This is a genomic window from Sphingomonas sp. S-NIH.Pt15_0812, assembly GCF_003951315.1.
Taxonomy (GTDB): Bacteria; Pseudomonadota; Alphaproteobacteria; order Sphingomonadales; family Sphingomonadaceae; genus Sphingomonas.
Map to the genome: position 1 here is coordinate 95,941 of NZ_QLJH01000002.1, position 21,210 is coordinate 117,150.

The following is a 21,210-nucleotide window of genomic DNA, read 5'->3' on the forward strand; positions in this document are numbered from 1 at the left end:
CGGTCACTCTTCGCGCGTATCGGTGATGCCGAGCAGCTTGAGCTTCCGGTGGAGTGCCGACCGTTCCATGCCGATGAAGCTCGCGGTGCGTGAAATGTTCCCGGAGAAGCGGCGAATCTGGACGCGCAGATACTCCCGCTCGAAGCTTTCGCGCGCCTCGCGCAGCGGCGCGCCCATGATCGCGGAGGGGCCATGGTCGCCGCCCCGGTCGCTGCCCAGCACCTCGGCCGGCAGCAGGTCGAGGTCGATGCGACCGATCCGGTCGCCCGGCGCCATGATGATCGTACGCTCGACGACGTTGCGCAGCTGGCGGACATTGCCCGGCCATTCGTAGGATTGCAGCGCGACCATCGCGTCGGGCGCGACCTCCGGCGTCGGCACCCGGCGCTCGCCGGCATAATGGGTGAGGAAATGATGGACGAGCGGCGGAATGTCCTCGCGCCGGTCGGCCAGCGGCGGGATCACCACGGGCACCACGTTCAACCGGTAGTAGAGGTCCTCGCGGAACCGGCCCCCGGCGATCTCCTCGGTCAGGTCGCGCGCGGTGGCGGAGACGACGCGGACGTCGACCTTGACCACCCGGCTGCCGCCGACGCGGGTGAAGCTCTGATCGGTCAGTACCCGCAGGATGCGCGCCTGCGTGGTGATCGGCATGTCGGCGATCTCGTCCAGGAACAGCGTGCCGCCATGCGCCTGTTCGAGCAGGCCAGGGCGGACCAGGTCGCCCCCCTCCTCCACGCCGAACAATTCCTCCTCGACCCGCTCCGGCGTCATGTTCGCGGCGCTGACGATCACGAAGGGACCGGTCGCCCGCTGGCTCCAGCCGTGCAGCAGCCGCGCCGCCACCTCCTTGCCGACGCCGGCCGGGCCCATGATCAGCACGCGGCTGCCGGTGCCCGCCACGCGCTTCAGCGTCGCGCGGACGCCGTTGATCGCGCCCGAGCTGCCGGTCAGGTCGGTGTCGCGCGCGGCCAGGCTGCGCAGCGACGCGACCTCGCGCCGCAACCGCTCCGTCTCGGTCGCGCGCGCGACCATCAGCAACAGCCGCTCCGCCTCGAACGGCTTCTCGATGAAGTCCGCCGCGCCCTTGCGGATCGCCGCCACCGCCGTGTCCAGGCTGCCATGACCGGAAATGACCAGTACCGGGATCGACGGGTCGCGCCGCTTGATCTCGTCGAGCAGTTCCAGCCCGTCGAGCCGCGAGCCCTGCAACCATACGTCGAGCAGCACCAGCGACGGTCGGCGCTGGGCGATCGCCTCCAGCGCGGAGTCGCTGTCGCCGGCACCGCGCGTGCCATATCCCTCGTCCTCCAGCACGCCGGCGACCAGTTCGCGAATGTCCAGTTCGTCGTCGACGACGAGAATATCGATTGGCATCAGATCATGTCCGGTTGGTGGTCAAGGCGGCGAGTGGTCCCTCGCCGGTCGGTTCGGGCGCGGCATCGCCCTGGTCGAGCATCGCCAGATGCCCAGCGTCGAACATCAGCGTCACGACCGTGCCGCCGCCCGCGCGATCAGCGAACCCGATCGTGCCCATATGCTCCTCGACGATCTTCTTGACGATCGCGAGGCCAAGCCCGGTGCCGCGCGCCCGTGTCGTCATATAGGGTTCGACGATCCGCTCGCGCGCCGGCGGAAGGCCGATGCCGTTGTCGGCCACCGTCACGCTCACCTCGCCGCGCGGCTCGCGCGCCAGCGTCATGGTGACCGCGCCATCGGTCGCGCCCTCGCGCCCCTCGATCGCCTCGACCGCGTTCTTGACGATGTTGGTGAGCGCCTGGCCGATCTGGCGGCGGTCGCAGACCAGCATCATCGGATCGTCCGCGTCGTGCAGCAGCGTGAAGCGGATGGCGGGATGCGCGACCTCGTGCAGGAACATCACCTCCTGCGCGGCGGCGACCAGCGATTCCTCGCGGAACACCGGCTTGGGCATCCGCGCGAAGGAAGAGAATTCGTCGACCATCCGCCGCAGGTCGCCGACCTGCCGGACGATCGTCTGGGTCAGCCGTTCGAACGTGCCGTCATCCGCCTCGATCCGGCTGCCATACCGGCGCTGGAGCCGCTCGGCGGCGAGCTGGATGGGGGTCAACGGGTTCTTGATCTCGTGCGCGATCCGTCGCGCCACGTCGGACCAGGCGGCGCGGCGCTGGTCGACCAGCTGCTGCGTCACGTCGTCGAAGGTCAGGATCGGCCCGGTCGCGGTGCGCGCGATGCGGACGGCCAGGGTGCGCGGCGGCCCGTCCTGCCCGACCTGCACCACCGCCTCGCGCACGGCGCCGTCGACCAGCGCGTCGAGCTCGGGCGCGACATCGCGCAAGGGGCGGCCGAGCACCCCGTCCGCATCCCGCCCCAGCAAAGCGATGGCCGAGGCGTTGGCGATGCGGATCACCCGGTCCGCGCCGGTCGACACGACGCCCGCCGACACGCCCGCCATCACCGCCTCGATCAGCGAGCGGCGCGATTCGAGCTGGTCGTTGGCGGTGCGAAGCTCGGTATTCTGCTCCTCCAGCCGCCCGGTCATCTGGTTGAACGCGCTGGCCAGCGTGCCGACCTCGTCGCGGTCGTGCGGGCCGGGCACGCGGGCGCTGAGATCGCCCCCCTCCACCCGTCGCGCCGCATCGACCAGCGCGCCGACCGGGCGGACCAGCCGGTCCGCGATGCTGAGCGCGATCCACACCGCCAGCCCGACGATCAGCAGCGACAGGATCAGCAGCGCCGCATTGAAGCGCAGTTGCAACGCGCGCGACCGGGATTGCAACGCCTGGTAATCCGCCACGATCGCGTCGCCGCGCCGCAACTGGGTGGCCAGTTGCTGGTCGAACACCCGCGCCGCATAGAGATAGGTGTGCTTGCCATAGTCGATCGGCACCAGGGCGGCGGCACGATCGGCGAACTGCTCGGTGGCGACGGGCGCCCCCCGGTCGATCTGCTGCATCATCGCCGGCGTGACGATATTCTCCATCGGCCGGCCATAGGGGTTGAGGACGATCAGCGGGTCCTTCTCGTCGCGGCGGACGATCATCGCCTCCGACAATTCGCGCTGGAAGGTCTGCACCGCCAGGCCTTCGGAGAAGCGCTTGCTGTCGATCGGCATCTGGCGAAGGTAGAGCGCGAGATCGAGGCTCATCGCCCGCGTCTCGTCGGCGACGCGCTGGATTTCCTTCTCGTAATTCTCGCGCACCAGGCTGGCGGCGTTGTTCAGCATCGACTGGGCGCGCTGCGACGACCAGAATTCGACGCCATATTGGAACAACAGGGACGCGACGATCGTCACCAGCAGCATCGGGATCGCGGCCGCGGCGGAGAACAGCGCGACCAGGCGGACGTGCAGCTGTCCCGATCCGCCGATCGGCGAGCGCGCCGCCCGCCGCCGGGCGATCCGCCGGCCGATCAGCATCAGGATGCCGATCCCCGGCACCAGATTGGCGACGAGCAGCAGCGCGAGGAGGGGCGGCGCGATGAATTGCTGCGAGGCGCCGGCGCGCGAGACGATGAAATAGCTGGCGATACCGATCGCGACCGCCACCGCCAGCACCGCGAGTTCGATCGCGGGCGTCACCGTAAACCGCCGCACGGGCGCTTCGTCGGTCAGGTCTGGCGTCGCGGCAGCGATCATCCTGGCCGCCCTACAACGTCAGATGTTGCATGAAAACCACATAATTGCCGACGATCACGATTTCGGTAAATCCATGCCCCAATCGTCCAGCCGCTTGCGCAGCGTATTGCGGTTGATGCCGAGCGCGCGGGCGGCCCGCAGCTGGTTGCCGCCATGGCGCGCCAGCATCGCCGTGATCAGCGGCCGCTCCACCTCGGCGATCACCAAGTCATAGAGCGTACCGTCGTCCAGCCGCGCCGGAGCCTCGCGCGCCAGCCGGTCGAGCAAGGCGCGCACCGCCGGTTCGAACCCGGCCTCGACCGGTTCGCTGGGGGTGCGGGGCGCGCCCATCAGGCCCCGGATCGCCTCGGCATCGATCACCGCATCGCGCGCCAACACCGCCAGCCGCCGCATCAGATTCTCCAGCTCGCGGACATTGCCCGGCCAGTCATGCGCGATCAGCAGCGCCACCGCATCCTCCGACAGGCGCCGGCGCGGCAAACCCTGGGCCGCCGCCTGATCGAGGAAATGCCGGGCGAGCAGCGCGACATCCTCGCCCCGCTCCCGCAGCGAAGGGAGCGCGAGCGGCACGACGTTCAGGCGGTAGAACAGGTCCTCGCGGAACAGCCCGGCCGACACCTGACCCTCCAGGTCGCGGTTGGTGGCGGCGACGATGCGGACGTCGGCGCGGATCGTGCGCGCGCCGCCGACCGTGGTGAACTCGCCGGTCTGGAGCACGCGCAACAGCCGCGTCTGCGCGTCGATCGGCATGTCGCCGATCTCGTCCAGGAACAGCGTGCCGCCCGCCGCCTGTTCGAAGCGGCCGGCATTGCGCTGCCCCGCGCCGGTGAACGCGCCGCGCTCATGGCCGAACAGCTCCGCCTCGATCAGGTCGCGCGGGATGGCGGCCATGTTGATCGCGACGAAGGGTGCGGCGCGCCGCCCGCCCAGATCGTGGATGGCGCGGGCGACCAGTTCCTTGCCGGTGCCCGATTCACCCGACACCAGCACGGTCAGGTCGTTGGAGACGACGCGCGCGATCACGCGATAGACATGCTGCATCGCCGGCGACCGGCCGATCAGGGGAAGCGCCGGGTCCTCGGGCGGCTGGCCGTTCTCCGCCGCCGTCCCGCCCCGCGCCAGCGCGCCCGCCACCGCGCGCGCCAGCACGTCGAGGTCGAACGGCTTGGGCAGATATTCATAGGCGCCCAGCTCCGCCGCGCGCACCGCCGTGGTCAGCGTGTTGCGCGCCGACAGCACGATGATCGGCAGGTTCGGCAGGCGCGCCGCCACCTCCTTCATCCGGTCGATGCCGTCGCCATCGGGCAGCACCACATCGGTCAGCAGCACGTCCGGCGTGCCGCGCGCCAGCGCCCGGTCGAGCTGGGTCAGGCTGTCGACCGTGGAGACGACATGCCCCTCGCGACGCAGCGCCTGCGCGATCACGGTGCGGATCGCGGCATCGTCGTCGCAGACCAGGACATGGCTCATCGCACGGCTCTCGGCAGCAGGAGGCGGAAGACGGTGGCGGCGGGCGCGCCCTCCCGCGCATATTGGACGATGCCGCCCATGTCGCGCACGAGCTTGTCGACCAGGGCCAGACCCAGCCCCTGCCCCTCCGGCCGACTGGAGACGAAGGGGTCGAACAGATGCTCGGCGATGTCGGCGGGTGCGCCGGGGCCGTTGTCGATCACGCAGATCTCGATCGGCAGCGGCACGCGCGGCTGGCCCGGCGCGCCCGCGCGGGTCACGCCGTGGCGATAGGCGGTGGTCATGGTGATGCACGGCATACGCTCGCCACGCACCGCCTCCCGCGCGTTCTTCAACAGGTTGATCAGGATCTGGGTCACCGCGTCGCGGTTGATCGCGGCCGGCGGCAGCGACGGGTCGTAGCGTTCCTCGATCCGCACGCCGCGCGCGAAGCCGGCCTGCGCCACCCCGCGCGCATGGGCGAGCAGCGGGTAGATGTTCTCCCCCGCGATCGGCAGCGGGCGGGTGTCGCTGAAATCCTGCATCCGGTCGATCAGCCCGGCGATCCGGTCGACCTCGGTGGTGATGAGCTGGGTCAGCTCGCCCGCCCCCATCAGCTGTGCCGCGCCACGGATGCCCGACAGCGGGTTCTTGATCTCGTGCGCCAGCATCGCCGCCGCCCCCACCGCCGCGCGCGCGCCCGGCCCCCGCTCGCCCGCCGTGGCGAAGCGGCGCGCGCCGGCGGCATTGTGCAGCGTCACGGTACGCCAGCCGGGATGGTCGGGGACCATCGCCTCGACGAAATCGACGCGCATCCGCACGCCCCGCGCGGTCGCGATCTCGGTATCGTAGATGGCGAAGCCATGGCCGTCATGCGCCTGCGCGGCCTCTGGCGGGGGCAGGATCGCGGCGAGCGGCTGCCCCAGCATCACCCGTTCGGACAGGTTGAGCAGCTGCTCGGCCAAGGCGTTGGCATGGGCGATCCGGTCATCGGGATCGACCACCAGCACCGCGACCGGCAGCGCGGCGAACAGTTCGGCGAACCCCGGACGGCCCCGGACGCCGGGTTCAGGCAGCCGCACGCCGCCGCCACGGCGCATAGAATTCGGCCAGCATCCGCTTCACCACCTCGGCGTCCGGCTGCTGGTTGACGGTGTTGCGGAACTCCGCCGAGCCGGTCAGCCCCTTGGTGTACCAGCCGATATGCTTGCGCGCCATGTTGACGCCGGTGACCGTGCCATAGTGCGAGAGCATGGCGTCATAATGCTCCGCCACCACGTCATATTGCTCGTCCAGGTCGGGGTCCGGCCGCCGCTCGCCGGTCGACAGGAAATGCATCACCTGCCCGAGCAGCCAGGGCCGGCCATAGGCGCCGCGCCCGATCATCACCCCGTCCGCGCCCGACTGTTCCAGCGCCGCGATCGAATCGTCGATCGTCAGGATGTCGCCATTGACCAGCACCGGCAGGTCGACCGCCTGCTTCACCTTGGACACGAAGCGCCAGTCGGCCTGGCCCTTGTACATCTGGTTGCGGGTGCGGCCATGGACGGTGATCATCCGCGCGCCCAGGTCCTGCGCGATGCGCGCCAGTTCGGGGGCGTTCAGGCTGTCATGGCACCAGCCCATCCGCATCTTGAGCGTGACGGGGGCGGACACCGCCTTCACCACCGCGTCGATCAGCTGCGCCGCTAATTTCAGGTCGCGCATCAGGGCGGAGCCGGCATCGCCATTGGTCACCTTGCGCACCGGGCAGCCCATGTTGATGTCGATGATCGCCGCGCCGCGATCCTCGGCCAGCTTCGCCGCCTCGCCCATCTCATAGGGGGTGCAGCCGACGAGCTGCATCGACACCGGCTCCTCGGACAGGTGCCAGGCCGCCTTCTGGATCGACTGGCGCGTCTCGCGGATCGCCGCCTGCGACGCGATCATCTCGGTGACGTTGAGGCCCGAGCCGTAGCGGCGGACCAGGGTGCGGAACGGCATGTCGGTGACGCCCGTCATCGGCGCGAGCACGACGGGGCAATCGATCCGGACGGGGCCGATCTGGATGGGTTTGAAATTGTGCATAAGGCTGAGAACCGCACGCTTCCTAGCGCAATTCCGGGCCTGCAACAAGCTATGGCCCCGGCCGCCCCGGTCCGCTAACCGGCGCGCCATGGCATCGCCCCGCACCCTGGCCCTGATCCTCGCCGCCGGTAGCGGCAGCCGCGCCGGCGGCCGCCGGCCCAAGCAGTTCGCGACGGTCGCCGGCAAGCCGATGCTGGTCCATGCCGTCGAGTCGCTCGGCCGCCATCCGGCGATCCATGGCGTCGTCCTGGTCGCCGCGCCCGAGCGGCTGGCGCAGGTCCGTGCGCTGCTCGGCGACGTGACGCTGGTCGAGGGCGGCGCGACCCGGCGCGAGTCGGTCGCCGCCGGCCTCGCCGCGTTGCCCCAGGGCACCGAGCGGGTGCTGGTGCATGACGCCGCCCGCCCCTTCGTCCCTTATGCCGTGATCGACCGGGTGATCGCCGCCCTGGACGATCATGACGGCGCGACGCCGGTGCTGGCGGTGGCCGACACGCTGGTGCGGGGCGACGAATCGATGCTGGGCGACGTGGTGCCCCGCGCCGGCCTGCACCGCGTACAGACGCCGCAGGGTTTCCGCCTCGCCGCGCTCCGCGCCGCCCATGCCGCCTGGCCCGAGGGGGACGAGGCGACCGACGACACGCAGATGGTGCGCCGGCTTGGCGGCGGCGTCGCATTGGTGCAGGGCGATCCGATGCTGGAGAAAGTTACCTATCCCGAAGACTTTGCCGCCGCGGAGTCGCGTGTTTCCTGGGAAAGCCGCTCGGCCAGCGGCTTCGACGTGCATCGGCTGGAGGCCGGCGAGGAATTGTGGCTGGGCGGCGTGCTGATCCCGCACGACAAGGGACTGTCCGGCCATTCGGACGCCGATGTCGCGCTCCATGCGCTGACCGATGCGCTGCTCGGCACGATCGCGGCGGGCGATATCGGCACGCATTTCCCCCCCAGCGACCCGCAATGGCGCGGCGCCGCATCCGACCAGTTCCTGGCCCATGCCGCCAAGCTGATCGCCGACAAGGGCGGGCGTATCGATTTCGTCGACCTGACCATCATCTGCGAAGCGCCCAAGATCGGCCCGCATCGCGCCGCGATGGTCGCGCGGATCGGCGAGATCCTGAACCTGCCCGCCGATCGAATCAGCCTGAAGGCGACGACCACCGAGCGGCTGGGCTTCACCGGCCGGGGCGAGGGCATCGCGACCCAGGCGATGGCCACCATCAGCCTGCCCCGGACGCCACGCTGATGCGGGCCGCCTTCCGCCTCGCCGCGCTGCTGGTCGTGCCGGCGCTGCTCGCCAGCCCCGCCGCCGCGCAGCGCCCCTGCCTGACCGACGCGGAGGCCGAGTCGCTCGCCACCGTCGCCCTGCCCGACGTGATCCGCGAGACCGGCCGCGTCTGCGCCCAGCGCCTGCCCGCGACCAGCCTGATCCGCAGCGGGGGCGGCCCGCTGATCGCCAAATACCAGGCCGCCGCCGACCGCGCCTGGCCCGCCGCGCAAGGCGCGATCGCCAAGCTCAGCGACCCGGCCGTCACCCTGCTGCTGCAATCCGAATATGCCCGGCCGGTGCTGACCAGCCTGATCGCGCCCCTGGTCGTCGGTCGCGTCGCGATCGAGGATTGCGGCACCGTCGACCGGCTGGTCACGTTGCTCGAACCCCTGCCGCCCGCCAACACGGCGGGCGTGATCGTCACCACCTTGCGCTATCTGAAGGCGGACCATGCCCGGTCCGGGGCCAAGTCCGGCAAGACCGGCGTGCCCGAAATCCCGCTCTGCCCGCAGCCGTGAAGAGGCTATGATGACCGACACCCTTCTCCCCCCTCCGCTGGTCGAGGCCGCGCGCCGCGTGATCGACGCCAACCGCGCCGCCGGCCGCACCATCGCGGTCGCCGAAAGCTGCACCGGCGGCCTGGTCGCGGCGGCGCTGACCGAGATCCCCGGGTCGTCGGACGTGTTCATCGCCTCGTTCGTGACCTATTCGGACCAAGCCAAGCGCAACCTGCTGAAGGTCGGCGGCGACATATTGGAGACGTTCGGCGCGGTGTCGGTGGCGGTCGCCTGGAGCATGGCGCGCGGCGCGCTGGAGAAGAGTGGCGCGGACATCGCCGTGTCGATCACCGGCGTCGCCGGGCCCGGCGGCGGGTCGGAGCGCAAGCCCGTCGGCACGGTGGTCTTCGCGCGCGCCGACAAGGGCGGCGACGCGGCCGAGATCCATGCCGATCGCAAGCTGTTCCCCGACACCGGCCGGGGCGGCATCCGGCTTCAGGCGGCGCTGTGCGCGCTGGAGCTGCTGCTGCCGTCCGAAGTGCCGCCGGTCGTCGAGGCGGAGGCCGATCCCGCGCCGTAAAGCGCGGCGGCGCGCGTCTCGAACGCGCCGATCATGCGGCGGAGCGCGGTGCCGAACACCTGCCCCGCCAGCATCTCGAACACCCGGTTCTTGAACGCGAAGTCGACCGAGAAATCGACCGCGCAACCGCCAGGCTCCGGCCGGAAGCGCCAGTCGTTGCGCAGATATTTCAGCGGACCATCGACATATTCCACGCTGATCCGCTCCGGCCGGCTCTTCTCGACCCGGCTGGTGAAGGTCTCGCGCAGCCCCTTGAAGCCGACGATCATGTCGGCCACCGTCTCCGTCTCCCCGTCCTGGCGCACGCGCATCGCGCTGACCCAGGGCAGGAATTCCGGATAACGACGCACATCGGCGACCAGGTCGAACATCTGTTCGGCCGTATAGGGCAGATGGCGGGTCTCGCTGTGCTTGGGCATCGGAGCTTAGGCCTCAGGCGCCGATCACGGCCCGTCCGGCTTTTGCCGCGAGCTGCGCATCGCGCGCCGCCTTCATCTTCGCGAAATCGTCACCGGCATGATAGCTTGAGCGGGTCAGCGGCGAGGACGCGACCAGCAGGAAACCCTTGGCCCGCGCGATCGCGGCATAGGCATCGAACGCCTTGGGCGTCACGAACTCCGCCACCTTCGCATGGCGCGGCGTCGGCTGGAGATACTGGCCCATGGTCAGGAAATCGATGCCGGCGGAGCGCATGTCGTCCATCACCTGGTGCACCTCCAGCCGCTCCTCGCCCAGTCCCAGCATGATGCCGGACTTGGTGAAGATCGACGGGTCGAGCTTCTTGACGCTCTCCAGCAGGCGGATCGACGCATAATAGCGCGCACCCGGCCGGATCGTCGGATAGAGCCTCGGCACCGTCTCCAGATTGTGATTGTACACGTCCGGCCGCGCGGCGACGATCGCCTCAACCGCCGCTTCGTGCTTGTTGCGGAAATCGGGGGTCAGGATCTCGATCGTGGTGACCGGGTTCGACTTGCGGATCGCCTCGATCACCTTGACGAATTGCTTGGCGCCGCCGTCCGGCAGGTCGTCGCGGTCGACCGAGGTGATGACGATATGCTGCAGGCCCATCTGCGCGGCGGCATCGGCGACGTTCTGCGGCTCCATCGGATCGACCGCGCGCGGCATCCCCGTCTTCACGTTGCAGAAGGCGCAGGCGCGCGTGCAGGTATCGCCCAGGATCATGACGGTCGCGTGCTTCTTCGACCAGCATTCGCCGATGTTCGGGCAGGCCGCCTCTTCGCAGACGGTGGTCAGGCTCTTCGAGCGCATCAACTCGCGCGTCGCGGCGAAGCCGGCCGAGGTCGGCGCCTTCACCCGGATCCAGTCGGGCTTGCGGACCCGTTCCGGACGGGCGAGCGGAGTCATCTCGTTCATCCCCGCCAGATAGGGCCGCCGCGCGCGATTGTCATCCACCCGCATCGCCTCTGAACCGCGATTCGTGCATGGCGCGTGACGAGCGGCGACACACCACCTACATCGCGGGGATGGCCGACCTGTTCGCCGGTATCGATCCGCCCCCCGCCCCGCCCGCCGACCCCGCCCCCGACGCGCCGCTGGCCGACCGGCTGCGTCCGCGCACATTGGCCGACGTGGTCGGACAGACCCATCTGACCGGTCCGGACGGCGCGATCGGGCGGATGGTCGCGGCGGGCCGGCTGTCATCGATGATCCTGTGGGGGCCGCCCGGCACCGGCAAGACCACGACCGCCCGCCTGCTGGCGGATGCGGTGGGCCTGCGCTTCGTCGCCATCTCCGCCGTCTTCTCCGGCGTCGCCGACCTGAAGAAGGCATTCGCCGAGGCGCGCGACCATGCCCAGCTCGGCAAGCGCACCCTGTTGTTCGTGGACGAGATCCACCGCTTCAACCGCGCGCAGCAGGACGGCTTCCTGCCCTATGTCGAGGACGGCACCGTCACCTTGGTCGGCGCCACGACCGAGAACCCGTCCTTCGAACTCAACGCCGCTCTGCTCAGCCGGGCGCAGGTGCTGATCCTCCATCGGCTCGACCGCGACGCGCTGGAGCTGCTGCTGACCCGCGCCGAGGCGGTGATGGAGCGCCCGCTGCCGGTGACGGACGCCGCGCGCGACGCGCTGGTCGCCAGCGCCGATGGCGATGGCCGCTTCCTGCTCAACCAGGCGGAGACCTTGTTCTCGGTCGACCTGCCCGAGCCGCTCGACCCGGCGGGCCTGTCCGCCTTCCTGCAACGCCGCGTCGCGGTCTATGACAAGGATCGCGAGGGGCATTACAACCTCATTTCGGCGCTCCACAAATCGATCCGCGGCTCGGACCCGCAGGCCGCGCTCTATTATCTGGCGCGGATGCTGACGGCGGGCGAGGACCCGCTCTTCCTGCTCCGCCGACTGGTCCGCGCGGCGGTGGAGGATATCGGCCTCGCCGACCCGCAGGCGCTGACCCAGTGCATCGCCGCCAGGGACAGCTACGACTTTCTCGGCTCGCCGGAGGGGGAACTCGCGATCGCCCAGGCCTGCGTCTATCTGGCGACCGCCCCCAAGTCGAACGCGGTGTACAAGGCGCAAAAGGCCGCGTGGAAGACCGCGCGCGAGACCGGCTCGCTGATGCCGCCCGACAATATCCTGAACGCGCCGACCAAGCTGATGAAGCAGATCGGCTATGGCCAGGGGTATGAGTACGACCATGACGCGGAGGGCGGCTTTTCCGGCGCCAATTACTGGCCGGACGCGCTGGGGCCGCAGCGCTTCTACGAGCCGACGGAGCGCGGCTTCGAAAAGCGCATCGCGGAGCGGCTGGCCTGGTGGGACGAACGCCGCCGACGCTGACCGCGCTTGCGGTCGGACGCGGGGGGCGGCAGGACGATCCCATGCCCCGTCAGATCACCGCCTATTCCAATCCCCTGGTCAAAAGCGTCCGCGACCTGCGCGACAAGCGCCATCGCCGCGAACAAGGCCGCTTCCTGGCCGAGGGCCTGCGCATCCTGACCGAAGCGCGGGAGGGCGGCCGCCTGCCCTCGCTGCTGTTCTTCGCCGCCGCCAGCGCGCAGCATCCGCTGGTCATGCGCCTGATCGACGCGGTCGAGGCCGCGGGCGGCGAGGCGATCGAGACAGTGCCCGACATCCTCTCCAAGCTGTCCGGCAAGGACAATCCCCAGGCGGTGGTCGGCGTGTTCGAGGAGTTCGAGACCTCGCTCGACGATCTCGACCGGTCGAGCGCGGGCATCTGGCTGGTCGCCGAACGGCTGCGCGATCCGGGCAATCTCGGCACGATCCTGCGCACCGGCGATGCCGTCGGGGCGGGCGGGCTGATCCTGGTCGGCGAATGCGTCGATCCCTTCTCGGTCGAGGCCGTGCGCGCCAGCATGGGCGCGCTGTTCACGGTGCCGGTGGTGCGGACCGAGTGGCAGCCCTTTCTCGACTGGCTGCGCCGGGGGCCGGGGCAGTTGGTCGGGCTCAGCCTCGATACCGAACATGACTATCGGGCCGCCCGCTATGCCGCCCCCACCTTCCTCCTGACCGGCAACGAGGCGCAGGGGATGCCGGCCGATTATGCCGCGGCCTGCGACCTGCTGGTCAAGATCCCGATGCTGGGCAAGGCAGACAGCCTGAACGCGGCGGTGGCAACGGCGGTGATGGCCTATGAAGTGCTGGCGCAACAGCGCGGCTGATCCAGGGAGAGCGACGATGCGGACGATGCGGACGATGCGGACGATGGTGACGATTGCGGCAATGGCGATGCTGGCGGCCTGTTCCGGCGCGCCCGAGGCACCGGCGCCCGCCGATCCGGTGGCACTGGCCAAGACATCCGCCGCGCAGATCCTGGCCACCGTACCCAAGTCGCTGGGCGGCGGCGTCCGCATCACCGGCGCGGCGGCCGAGGGGCGGACGCTGACCATCGCGCTCGACGGCATGGACGACTGGCGCGGGCAATATAGCGATGCCAGCATGGCGACGACGATGAAGCGCGGCATTTGCTTCGAACCGGGCGTCGATGCGCTGACCAAGGCCAAGGGGCTGGTCCGCCTGCAAAGTCGCGACACCAGGGGGGTGGCGCTGCCGCCCCTGCTGATCGATGCGTGTTGATGGGGGTCGCGCGGAAATCTGTCGGGTGATCCAGCCGTATCGACGCTGCACCGCCAGCCGGATGTGACCTAACCCTTCCTACCTTCCTGTTCCCCGGCGAAGGCCGGGGCCCAGTTGGAAAGGTGGCAGTAACGGAGCACTACCCTTCATTACCAACGTCCCCCAACTAGGCCCCGGCCTTCGCCGGGGAACACGGCGTCAGGAAACGACAATCCTCTCGCGATAACACCGCCGCTCGGCGTCGCCCTTACTCCGCCGCCGTCACCAACTTCGTCAGAGGCCGTGCCGACTGCTCGCCGACCGGCAGCGGCTCGATCGTCTTGCCGGCGGTGTCGATCTTGAGCTGTTCGAAGCGGCGCGCCTGGGTCAGCACCTGGCTTTCCAGCGACCCGACGAACTGGTTGTAGGCGGACATCGCCGTGTCGAGATTGCGGCCGAGCTTGGACACATGCCCGCCCATCGTCGCGAGCCGGGCGTACAGCTCCTTGCCCAGCATCCCGATCTCGCGCGCCTGTTCCGCCAGCATCTCCTGCCGCCAAACCGCCGCCACCGTCCGCGCGATCGCGATCAGGTTGGTCGGCGTCGCCAGCAGCACCCGCTTGTCGAAGGCATAATCCCACAGCGTCGAATCCTGCTCCAGCGCGGCGGAGAGGAAATGCTCGCCCGGCACGAACATGACGACATAATCGGGGGTATCGTCGAACTGCGTCCAATAGCTCTTGGCGCCCAGGCCATTCACATGCGCCCGCATCGAGGCAGCGTGGCGGGCCAGGCCGACCTGCCGCGCATCGTCGTCGATCGCGCCGAACGCGTCCTGGTAATCGTTCAGAGACACCTTGGCGTCGATGACCAGCGACTTGCCGCCCGGCACGCGCACGATCGCGTCGGGACGCAACCGCCCGCCCTCGCCGTCCGACACGCTGACCTCGGTCGCGAAGTCGGTATGTTCGGACAGGCCGCAATTCTCCAGCACGTTGCGGAGCTGCTGCTCGCCCCAGCGCCCGCGCGCCTTGGGGGCGTTGCGCAGCGCATTGACCAGCTTGGCGGCCTCGCTGCGCACCGTCTCCTGCCCGACGCGCATCGATTCCATCAGGCCTTGCAGATTGCCGAACGCGTCGCGCCGCTCCTTCTCGACCTGCGCCACGCCCTCCTCATAGCGCTGGAGCCGGTCGTTCACCGGCTGGAGCAGCGCGCTGAGCTTGGCGCCCTGCGCAGCCTCGGAAGCGGCGAAGCGGGCATTGGCCTGTTCGAGGAACTGGGTCTGCGCCGATTCGAGCGCCTTGGCGGCCGCGGCGCCGAACTGCGCGGTCATCGTCTCGCGCGCTTCATGCAACTGGCGCAGCGTCTGCTGGTGCGCGGCCTCGCGCTCGGCGGATTGCGCGCGCAGGCCGGCGAGCTCCTGCGCCGCCGATCGCAGCGCCTGCAACTCGGCGGTCAGCGCCTGATGGGCGGCATGGCGCTCCTCGACCTGCGCGCGAAGCGTCGCCACATCCTGCAATGCCTGGTTGCGCTCGCGCTCGACCGAGTCGCGCGCCTGCCGCACCAGATCGGCATCGGCCACCCGCTGCTTCGCGAGCGCCAGATCGGCGGCCAGTCCGGCCGACTTGCGTCCCGCCAGCAGCCAGCCGAGCGCCAGTCCCGCCACCAGCGCGAACAGCGAGGCGACGATCATCGCGACCGTCATCGGCCACCCCCGGTCATGGGAGAGACGGAGATGGCGACGGGCGGGGAAGCATCAGACATGGCCGGGAACGTACAGCGAACGCACCCGGCCGGAAAGGGGCTTTCTCCCGCCGCCCCGGCCGAGTCAGTTGCGCCGCTGCTTGGCCAGCTTCTTCAGCAGCATGTCGCGCTTCAGCCGCGACACATGGTCGATGAACAGAACGCCGTTCAGATGGTCGATCTCATGCTGCATGCAGGTGGCGAGCAGGCCGTCCAGTTCCTCCTCATGCGACGCCCCCGTCTCGTCCATCCAGCGGACGCGGCAGCGCGCCGGGCGGCGGACCTCGGCATATTGATCCGGGATCGACAGGCAGCCCTCATTATAGCTGGACAGTTCCTCGGACGCCGACAGGATCTCGGGATTGATATAGGCCTTGGGCGCGCGGATCGGCTTGCCCTCCTCATCCTCGTCGGCCTGGAGGTCGATGACCAGGATGCGCTGATCGACGCCGACCTGGATCGCGGCGAGACCGATGCCATTCGCGGCATACATGGTGTCGAACATGTCGGCGACGAACTGGCGGACCCCGTCGTCGACCTCGCCGACGGGCTTGGAGACGAGGCGCAGGCGCGGATCGGGGATTTCGACGATGGGAAGTACGGACATGGCGGCGGGGCTAAGTCCCCCCGCCCGCAGCGTCAAGCGGCGACGCCGCCCCGCCCCAGCCGCGCCAACAGATCATGCTGCATCGCGCGGACCGGGCTGCCCGCCGCTTCGGCCGCCTCGCGCGCCCCGTCCCCGGCCAGCGCCCGGTCGAGCACGGCGGCACGGCGGAACAGCGCCTGGCTCGCCTCGACCAGATGCCGCGCCTCGTCCGGCAGGCGCGACAGCATGTCGTCCTCGCTGGTGATTTCCTCACTCAGCCGACGATTGGCGGTCAGCGCCTCGGCCGGCGTCAGCTCGCCCGCCGCCACGGCGCGGCGGACCAGCAGCCAGGCGATGACGTGCATCAGCCGCGTCGTCACCTTCAGCGACTCGCAACTGAACGCCACCCGCGCCACGGGCGGCAAGGTGTCGCGGTCGCGGCGGCTGCGATCGTCGAAATAGCTGCGCGCCTCGTCGGCGAGCAGCATGGCATCGGTATAAAGCGCGCTCACGAGACGCGTCTGGAAGCCCGCAGGTGACATCGAGCCGATCATGCCCGGCGGCATGGCACAGGCCGCGGCACCTGCCCAGAGCCTATCCGACGCCACCCCGTCCCGAATCGGGGCGCGGCGGCGCGGTCAGGCGATGATATCGGGCAGCAACTGATCCTCCAGCATCGAGATTTCGTCGCGGAGACGCAGCTTGCGCTTCTTCAGGCGGGCAAGCTGCAACTGGTCCGGCGCGCCGTGCGATTGGAGCGCCGCCAGTGCCACGTCCAGGTCGCGATGCTCGGTGCGCAGTTCCTGCAACCGGGCGTTGATCTCGCTGTCGTCCATCCTGTCCCCGCGCCCCTTTTGATCCCCGCGCCGTACCGGTTTCCCTTCCAGCGCGCGGGAACGCCGTACAGGACGCCGCCGCAAAAGTGCAACGGACGGTCGCAGTCGCGGTTTTTACCGGGCGACAAAGGACGCGTCCTATGTTCTATTCACCCTCGCTAGCTGAAGGAGAATCTGCCCATGCAGTCCACCGCTCACCAGTCCGCACTGGAGGCCAAGCACGCGTCGATCGACCGACGCCTCGCCGAGGAGAGCCACCGGCCGCTCCCCGACACCGCGCTGATCGCGGCACTGAAGAAGCAGAAGCTACGACTGAAGGACGAGATCGTCAGCCACTGAACGTCGCACTAGACGTCCATGGTCGACGCCGGCCCCGCCATCCTGGCAGGGCCGGCGTTTTGTTTAGGGGCCGTGACGCGGACCGGTCAGCGACGCGGCGCGCCGAGCAGCGACTTGGCATAGGTCGGCGTCGTGGTGCCGCCACCCACGGGCAGGCGCGCCTTTTTCGGGTCGATCGGCGAATCGAGCGCGATGCCGATCCGGCCCTCCGCGCACCAGGCGACACGGCCCGGACATTCGCCGATATTGCGCAGGTCGACCGTCACCCGCGCGCCGATCCCGACGATGCGCGGATATTCCGCCATCATCCCGCCCTCGGACAGGTTGCGGATTCGCACGTCATAGGTCTTGTCGACCCCGTCGAATCGAAGCTGCGCGGTCAGGAACAGGCTGTCGCGGCGATTGCTCCGCTTGCCGGCGCCCTCGGCTTCGTTCCTGCTGTCATCGCCGGTTGCGCCGTTCATATCCGATCCCGCTTCGTCCACTATTCGCCCGCACGCGATTGGGGCTGAATTCCTCAACAAAGCCCTAAAGGAAAGCCGCCCCCCAGTCCATGCGTCCCGCGACGGGACAGGCTATGCGGGACGAACGAACACGTCCTCGAGCGTTCACGACGAGGGCGGCGAAACCCATAGGTCGCCGCCCCGATATGGGAGGTAGAAAGCCGGCAGCTCGCAAGCAGCCGCGCTCGGAAGATCTCAATCTTCGCGCGACACCTTCTCGTGACGCTCATGACGCTCCTGCGCCTCGACGGTCATGGTCGCGATCGGCCGGGCCTCCAGCCGTGCCAGGCTGATCGGCTCACCGGTCACCTCGCAATAGCCATATTCGCCCTCGTCGATCCGCCGCAGCGCCGCCTCAATCTTGCTGATCAGCTTGCGCTGGCGATCGCGGGTGCGCAGTTCGATCGACCAGTCGGTTTCGCTCGACGCCCGGTCGGTCAGGTCGGATTCGCGCAGCGAGTCGAGTTGAAGCTGCGACAGCGTTCCCTGCGACTCCATCAGGATCGCCTCTTTCCACTGGTTCAGCTTCTTGCGGAAATAGGCTTGCTGTCGGGGATTCATGAACGGCTCGTCCGCCGTCGGGCGATAGCCGTCGTCATTGGCCACCATGTGGCCAGTGGAATGGTCGTCAACGCGATTCAACACCGTCGCCATACCGATCTCCCTACGGCCCTGAAGCGGAGCGGATTGTCACCGTCTCTTACCCGCCGGGCCACCCCCAGATGATGCGGCCTATAGCTTCGTGAAGGTCGTGTCACAAGCAACCGTTCCACTGTCCCCGATATGGTTTTGACAGGATTGTTGCGTAGAAACCACGCTTTACCGGAATGAAGCGTCCATTCCGCCCGGATTTGGCACATCCGTATCCGAAATGGATCGACGGGGAGCGTCCAGGTTATTGATCCTGATCGATGATCGCCCGCGCCGGGACCATCGCGAGCCTTGCCGGCCCGGCGTCACATCATGCCGACAACAAGAGACCTCCGGGGCATGGGCGGCCCCGGCGGTCCCTCACGATCGGTCCAGTGAGGACGATGTCAGGCGTTCATGAGAGCTTGCTCGATCTGGTCGACCGGATGGCCCGTCAGATCCTTGGCCAGTTCGCCGACCAGCCGGCCGCTGACCTCCTTGTGGTAATGTTTGCGCAATTCGCCCAGCGTCTTGGGCGGTGCGACCACGATCAGCGACTCGAACTTGTTGGCGAGCGCCCGGCGTCGCAGCATGTCGGCGGTTTCGGCGGCGAACCGGTCCTCCTCCTGCTGGTGATAGTCGGTTTCCTCGAACGACCCGCGCGAGGGTGCGAATTGCGCGCCCTGCCCGCCGCCGCCGGCCTGATTCGATCCGCCCTGCGCGATCGGCGGCGCACCCGCGCCGCTTTGGGTCGAACGCGCGCTGCCGGCCGCATCGGTCTTCTGCTCGCCGTCGCGCGGATTGACGTGTTCCTCCGCATGCTCGACCTTCAGGTTCGGGTGCTCCGCATCCCCCTCGTTACGGAAGAACAGGCTCTTGCGGCCATCCACCACCAGCACGAACGCGTTATGGGGAACCTGCATCGCTATCTCCTCTATCGGCTTGTTGTCGGTCGGGTAACGCGCGCGCGGCGGCACGGGTTGCGCGGTCCGGCCCCGCCCGCCATAGCCCGGCCATGCACGACATCCGCCTGATCCGCGACGACCCCGCTGCCTTCGACGCCGCGCTGGCGCGCCGCTCCCTCGCTCCCGCCGCCGCCGAACTGCTCGCGCTCGACGAGCGCCGCCGCGCCACCATCGCCGCCGCGCAGGAGGCGCAAACCCGCCGCAACGACCTGTCCAAGCAGATCGGCCAGGCCAAGGCGCAGAAGGACGAGGCGCGGGCGCAAGGCCTGATGGCAGAGGTCGCCGCGCTCAAGGACCGCCTGCCGCAGCTGGAGGAGGAGGAACGCGCCACCGCCGCCGAACTGGACGCTCGACTCGCCGCCATCCCCAACCTGCCCGCCGCCGACGTGCCCGAGGGCGCGGACGAGGACGGCAATGTCGAGGAGAAGAACTGGGGCAACCCGCGCGCGTTCGACTTCCCGGTGCGCGAACATGACGCGATCGGCCCGGCGCTGGGCATGGACTTCGATACCGGCGTGGCGCTGGCCGGCGCGCGCTTCACGCTGCTGCGCGGCCCGATGGCGCGGCTCAGCCGAGCGCTCGGCCAGTTCATGCTCGACCGGCTGGTCAACGACTTCGACTTCGAGGAGGTCGCGCCGCCGCTTCTGGTGCGCGACGAGGTGGCGTTCGGCACCGGGCAGTTGCCCAAGTTCGCCGAGGACCTGTTCCGCACCACGGATGGCCGCTGGCTGATCTCCACCGCCGAGATGTCGCTGACCAACATCGTCCGCGAGCAGATCCTCAGCGAAGCGGACCTGCCCCTGCGCTTCGCCGCGCTCACCGCCTGTTTCCGGTCGGAAGCGGGTGCGGCGGGCCGCGACACGCGCGGCCTGATCCGCCAGCACCAGTTCGAGAAGGTCGAGATGGTGGCGATCACCCCGCCCGACGCCTCGGATGCGGAGCACGAACGGATGACCCGCGCCGCCGAGGGCGTTCTGGAGGCGCTCGACCTGCCTTATCGCCGGATGAAGCTGTGCACCGGCGACATGGGCTTCACCTCGCTGCGGACCTACGACCTGGAAGTGTGGTTGCCGGGCCAGCAGCGCTATCGCGAGATTTCGAGCTGTTCGACCTGCGGCGACTTCCAGGCGCGGCGGATGAACGCGCGCTTCCGGGCGGAGGGTGAGAAGGCCCCGCGCTTCGTCCATACGCTCAATGGCTCCGGCCTGGCGGTCGGTCGCACCCTGGTCGCGGTGGTCGAGAACTACCAGCAGGCGGACGGCTCGGTCGTCGTGCCCGCGGCCCTGCGCCCCTATATGGGCGGCCTCGAACTGCTGGAGCCGGCCCGCTGATGCGCATCCTGCTGACCAATGACGACGGCATCCACGCGCCCGGCATGGCTGTGCTGGAGGCGATCGCCGCCACCCTCTCCGACGATGTCACCGTGGTCGCGCCGATCGAGGAACAGTCGGGCACCGGCCGCTCGCTGACGCTGACCCGGCCGATGCGCCTGAAGCGCTTCGGCGGGAAGCGGTTCGCGGTGACCGGCACGCCGACCGACGCGGTGATGATGGCGCTGACCGAGGTGATGAAGGACGGCCGGCCCGACCTGATCCTGTCGGGCGTCAATCGCGGCGCGAACCTGGGCGAGGACGTGCATTATTCGGGCACCGTCTCCGCCGCGATGGAGGGGGCGCTGGCCGGCATCCGCTCGGTTGCGCTCAGCCAGCGCTATCCCGACCATGCCCCCGGCGAGCGCGTGTCCTTCGCCACCGCCGAGGCGTGGGGCGAGCGGGTGCTGCGGCCGCTGCTCGACGCCGAATGGTCCCCCCGGACGATGGTCAACATCAACTTCCCGCCGGTCGCCCCCGATCAGGTCCGGGGCGTGCGCATCGTGCCGCAGGGCCTGCGCGACTATGGCCGGGCGCGGATGGAGAAGCGCAGCGATCCGCGCGGCTTCCCCTATTACTGGCTGGCGATGGACCGCGTGCCGCTGACCGTCACCGGCGAGACGGACCTGGACGCCTCGGCCGAGGGCTATGTGTCGGTGACGCCGTTGCAGGTGGACATGACGCATCGCGCCTCGCTCGATATGCTGCGCGCGGTGTACGCGTAGGAG

23 protein-coding genes are annotated in these 21,210 nt (G+C 69.3%); 9 read left to right on the forward strand and 14 right to left on the reverse strand.

Translation table 11 applies throughout. The features are described from left to right. Positions 1 to 3 precede the first annotated feature (3 nt). Genes BRX43_RS01740 through dusB form a run of 5 tightly spaced genes read right to left on the reverse strand, consistent with a single transcriptional unit; the run spans position 4 to position 7,132 of the window. Entirely contained in the window at positions 4 to 1,377 is a 1,374-nt protein-coding gene (locus BRX43_RS01740; RefSeq protein WP_125993112.1) for a sigma-54 dependent transcriptional regulator, read from the reverse strand. 4 nt (positions 1,378 to 1,381) lie between these two features. Beyond that, positions 1,382 to 3,616 carry an ATP-binding protein gene (locus BRX43_RS01745; protein ID WP_125993113.1) on the reverse strand — a complete coding sequence of 745 codons (2,235 nt, stop codon included), beginning with the start codon at positions 3,614 to 3,616 and terminating at the stop codon, positions 1,382 to 1,384. A 54-nt stretch (positions 3,617 to 3,670) separates the two neighbouring features. Further along, entirely contained in the window at positions 3,671 to 5,086 is a 1,416-nt protein-coding gene (gene ntrC / locus BRX43_RS01750) for a nitrogen regulation protein NR(I) (protein WP_125993114.1), read from the reverse strand. Next, positions 5,083 to 6,147 carry an ATP-binding protein gene (locus BRX43_RS01755; protein ID WP_241214708.1) on the reverse strand — a complete coding sequence of 355 codons (1,065 nt, stop codon included), beginning with the start codon at positions 6,145 to 6,147 and terminating at the stop codon, positions 5,083 to 5,085. The genes ntrC and BRX43_RS01755 overlap by 4 nt, the downstream gene beginning before the upstream one ends. Continuing rightward, the gene (gene dusB / locus BRX43_RS01760) at positions 6,134 to 7,132 is read right to left on the reverse strand and encodes a tRNA dihydrouridine synthase DusB (RefSeq protein ID WP_125993116.1); all 999 of its coding nucleotides are present in this window, start codon (positions 7,130 to 7,132) and stop codon (positions 6,134 to 6,136) included. The genes BRX43_RS01755 and dusB overlap by 14 nt, the downstream gene beginning before the upstream one ends. Before the next feature lie 88 nt (positions 7,133 to 7,220). Between dusB and BRX43_RS01765 the strand changes: the two genes are divergently transcribed. From BRX43_RS01765 to BRX43_RS01775, 3 genes are read left to right on the forward strand one after another with little or no spacing between them, the layout of a single operon-like run. Further along, complete coding sequence (locus tag BRX43_RS01765; RefSeq protein WP_125993117.1) at positions 7,221 to 8,372, forward strand: bifunctional 2-C-methyl-D-erythritol 4-phosphate cytidylyltransferase/2-C-methyl-D-erythritol 2,4-cyclodiphosphate synthase; 1,152 nt, start codon at positions 7,221 to 7,223, stop codon at positions 8,370 to 8,372. Beyond that, a complete protein-coding gene (locus BRX43_RS01770; RefSeq protein WP_125993118.1) occupies positions 8,372 to 8,914 on the forward strand; it encodes a hypothetical protein in 543 nt (180 codons plus the stop codon). The genes BRX43_RS01765 and BRX43_RS01770 overlap by 1 nt, the downstream gene beginning before the upstream one ends. A gap of 10 nt (positions 8,915 to 8,924) precedes the next feature. After that, the gene (locus tag BRX43_RS01775) at positions 8,925 to 9,473 is read left to right on the forward strand and encodes a CinA family protein (protein ID WP_125993119.1); all 549 of its coding nucleotides are present in this window, start codon (positions 8,925 to 8,927) and stop codon (positions 9,471 to 9,473) included. Here the strand turns inward: BRX43_RS01775 and BRX43_RS01780 are convergent. Beyond that, entirely contained in the window at positions 9,389 to 9,892 is a 504-nt protein-coding gene (locus BRX43_RS01780; protein WP_125993120.1) for a type II toxin-antitoxin system RatA family toxin, read from the reverse strand. The genes BRX43_RS01775 and BRX43_RS01780 overlap by 85 nt on opposite strands. Before the next feature lie 13 nt (positions 9,893 to 9,905). Further along, positions 9,906 to 10,850 carry a lipoyl synthase gene (gene lipA / locus BRX43_RS01785; RefSeq protein ID WP_125993245.1) on the reverse strand — a complete coding sequence of 315 codons (945 nt, stop codon included), beginning with the start codon at positions 10,848 to 10,850 and terminating at the stop codon, positions 9,906 to 9,908. Between the two features lie 110 nt (positions 10,851 to 10,960). On the opposite strand from lipA, the gene BRX43_RS01790 reads away from it, so the two are divergent. Genes BRX43_RS01790 through BRX43_RS01800 form a run of 3 tightly spaced genes read left to right on the forward strand, consistent with a single transcriptional unit; the run spans position 10,961 to position 13,531 of the window. Beyond that, the gene (locus BRX43_RS01790; protein WP_125993246.1) at positions 10,961 to 12,274 is read left to right on the forward strand and encodes a replication-associated recombination protein A; all 1,314 of its coding nucleotides are present in this window, start codon (positions 10,961 to 10,963) and stop codon (positions 12,272 to 12,274) included. Positions 12,275 to 12,315: 41 nt separating this feature from the next. Next, positions 12,316 to 13,116 carry an RNA methyltransferase gene (locus tag BRX43_RS01795; protein ID WP_125993121.1) on the forward strand — a complete coding sequence of 267 codons (801 nt, stop codon included), beginning with the start codon at positions 12,316 to 12,318 and terminating at the stop codon, positions 13,114 to 13,116. Positions 13,117 to 13,132: 16 nt separating this feature from the next. Further along, entirely contained in the window at positions 13,133 to 13,531 is a 399-nt protein-coding gene (locus BRX43_RS01800) for a hypothetical protein (RefSeq protein ID WP_125993122.1), read from the forward strand. Between the two features lie 247 nt (positions 13,532 to 13,778). Here BRX43_RS01800 and rmuC read toward each other — a convergent pair whose 3' ends face one another. From rmuC to BRX43_RS01820, 4 genes are all read right to left on the reverse strand, one after another. Further along, a complete protein-coding gene (gene rmuC / locus BRX43_RS01805) occupies positions 13,779 to 15,215 on the reverse strand; it encodes a DNA recombination protein RmuC (protein ID WP_125993123.1) in 1,437 nt (478 codons plus the stop codon). A gap of 123 nt (positions 15,216 to 15,338) precedes the next feature. Beyond that, entirely contained in the window at positions 15,339 to 15,860 is a 522-nt protein-coding gene (def, locus tag BRX43_RS01810; RefSeq protein WP_125993124.1) for a peptide deformylase, read from the reverse strand. 32 nt (positions 15,861 to 15,892) lie between these two features. Continuing rightward, positions 15,893 to 16,351: a DUF1465 family protein gene (locus BRX43_RS01815; protein ID WP_241214709.1), complete on the reverse strand. Its 459-nt coding sequence runs from the start codon at positions 16,349 to 16,351 to the stop codon at positions 15,893 to 15,895. A 126-nt stretch (positions 16,352 to 16,477) separates the two neighbouring features. Then, positions 16,478 to 16,675: a DUF465 domain-containing protein gene (locus BRX43_RS01820; RefSeq protein ID WP_125993126.1), complete on the reverse strand. Its 198-nt coding sequence runs from the start codon at positions 16,673 to 16,675 to the stop codon at positions 16,478 to 16,480. Between the two features lie 180 nt (positions 16,676 to 16,855). Here BRX43_RS01820 and BRX43_RS01825 point away from each other — a divergent pair, with 180 nt between their 5' ends. Next, positions 16,856 to 17,014 (forward strand): YdcH family protein, encoded by a 159-nt coding sequence (locus tag BRX43_RS01825; protein WP_125993127.1) that lies wholly within the window; start codon positions 16,856 to 16,858, stop codon positions 17,012 to 17,014. 86 nt (positions 17,015 to 17,100) lie between these two features. Here BRX43_RS01825 and BRX43_RS01830 read toward each other — a convergent pair whose 3' ends face one another. From BRX43_RS01830 to BRX43_RS01840, 3 genes are all read right to left on the reverse strand, one after another. Beyond that, positions 17,101 to 17,478, reverse strand: coding sequence for a PilZ domain-containing protein (locus BRX43_RS01830; RefSeq protein ID WP_125993128.1), 378 nt, complete (start codon positions 17,476 to 17,478; stop codon positions 17,101 to 17,103). A gap of 234 nt (positions 17,479 to 17,712) precedes the next feature. Continuing rightward, on the reverse strand, positions 17,713 to 18,171 hold the full coding sequence (dksA, locus tag BRX43_RS01835; RefSeq protein WP_125993129.1) for an RNA polymerase-binding protein DksA: 459 nt from the start codon (positions 18,169 to 18,171) through the stop codon (positions 17,713 to 17,715). Between the two features lie 383 nt (positions 18,172 to 18,554). After that, on the reverse strand, positions 18,555 to 19,070 hold the full coding sequence (locus BRX43_RS01840) for a host attachment family protein (RefSeq protein WP_125993130.1): 516 nt from the start codon (positions 19,068 to 19,070) through the stop codon (positions 18,555 to 18,557). A 92-nt stretch (positions 19,071 to 19,162) separates the two neighbouring features. Here BRX43_RS01840 and serS point away from each other — a divergent pair, with 92 nt between their 5' ends. Both serS and surE read left to right on the forward strand, forming a co-directional pair. Next, positions 19,163 to 20,443 (forward strand): serine--tRNA ligase, encoded by a 1,281-nt coding sequence (serS, locus tag BRX43_RS01845; protein WP_125993131.1) that lies wholly within the window; start codon positions 19,163 to 19,165, stop codon positions 20,441 to 20,443. Next, positions 20,443 to 21,207 (forward strand): 5'/3'-nucleotidase SurE, encoded by a 765-nt coding sequence (gene surE / locus BRX43_RS01850; RefSeq protein WP_125993132.1) that lies wholly within the window; start codon positions 20,443 to 20,445, stop codon positions 21,205 to 21,207. Before serS ends, surE begins: the two co-directional genes overlap by 1 nt. Positions 21,208 to 21,210: the final 3 nt, after the last annotated feature.

Excerpts from the sequence above, each read along its gene's own strand:
- BRX43_RS01830 (WP_125993128.1), bottom strand. The coding sequence starts at position 17,478 with ATGAACGGCGCAACCGGCGATGACAGCAGGAACGAAGCCGAGGGCGCC.
- BRX43_RS01825 (WP_125993127.1), top strand. The coding sequence starts at position 16,856 with ATGCAGTCCACCGCTCACCAGTCCGCACTGGAGGCCAAGCACGCGTCG.
- surE (WP_125993132.1), top strand. The coding sequence starts at position 20,443 with ATGCGCATCCTGCTGACCAATGACGACGGCATCCACGCGCCCGGCATG.
- BRX43_RS01800 (WP_125993122.1), top strand. The coding sequence starts at position 13,133 with ATGCGGACGATGCGGACGATGCGGACGATGGTGACGATTGCGGCAATG.
- BRX43_RS01820 (WP_125993126.1), bottom strand. The coding sequence starts at position 16,675 with ATGGACGACAGCGAGATCAACGCCCGGTTGCAGGAACTGCGCACCGAG.
- BRX43_RS01745 (WP_125993113.1), bottom strand. The coding sequence starts at position 3,616 with ATGATCGCTGCCGCGACGCCAGACCTGACCGACGAAGCGCCCGTGCGG.
- lipA (WP_125993245.1), bottom strand. The coding sequence starts at position 10,850 with ATGAACGAGATGACTCCGCTCGCCCGTCCGGAACGGGTCCGCAAGCCC.
- ntrC (WP_125993114.1), bottom strand. The coding sequence starts at position 5,086 with ATGAGCCATGTCCTGGTCTGCGACGACGATGCCGCGATCCGCACCGTG.
- dusB (WP_125993116.1), bottom strand. The coding sequence starts at position 7,132 with ATGCACAATTTCAAACCCATCCAGATCGGCCCCGTCCGGATCGATTGC.
- serS (WP_125993131.1), top strand. The coding sequence starts at position 19,163 with ATGCACGACATCCGCCTGATCCGCGACGACCCCGCTGCCTTCGACGCC.
- BRX43_RS01780 (WP_125993120.1), bottom strand. The coding sequence starts at position 9,892 with ATGCCCAAGCACAGCGAGACCCGCCATCTGCCCTATACGGCCGAACAG.
- dksA (WP_125993129.1), bottom strand. The coding sequence starts at position 18,171 with ATGGCGACGGTGTTGAATCGCGTTGACGACCATTCCACTGGCCACATG.
- BRX43_RS01775 (WP_125993119.1), top strand. The coding sequence starts at position 8,925 with ATGACCGACACCCTTCTCCCCCCTCCGCTGGTCGAGGCCGCGCGCCGC.
- BRX43_RS01840 (WP_125993130.1), bottom strand. The coding sequence starts at position 19,070 with ATGCAGGTTCCCCATAACGCGTTCGTGCTGGTGGTGGATGGCCGCAAG.
- rmuC (WP_125993123.1), bottom strand. The coding sequence starts at position 15,215 with ATGACGGTCGCGATGATCGTCGCCTCGCTGTTCGCGCTGGTGGCGGGA.
- BRX43_RS01795 (WP_125993121.1), top strand. The coding sequence starts at position 12,316 with ATGCCCCGTCAGATCACCGCCTATTCCAATCCCCTGGTCAAAAGCGTC.
- BRX43_RS01765 (WP_125993117.1), top strand. The coding sequence starts at position 7,221 with ATGGCATCGCCCCGCACCCTGGCCCTGATCCTCGCCGCCGGTAGCGGC.
- BRX43_RS01770 (WP_125993118.1), top strand. The coding sequence starts at position 8,372 with ATGCGGGCCGCCTTCCGCCTCGCCGCGCTGCTGGTCGTGCCGGCGCTG.
- BRX43_RS01790 (WP_125993246.1), top strand. The coding sequence starts at position 10,961 with ATGGCCGACCTGTTCGCCGGTATCGATCCGCCCCCCGCCCCGCCCGCC.
- def (WP_125993124.1), bottom strand. The coding sequence starts at position 15,860 with ATGTCCGTACTTCCCATCGTCGAAATCCCCGATCCGCGCCTGCGCCTC.
- BRX43_RS01740 (WP_125993112.1), bottom strand. The coding sequence starts at position 1,377 with ATGCCAATCGATATTCTCGTCGTCGACGACGAACTGGACATTCGCGAA.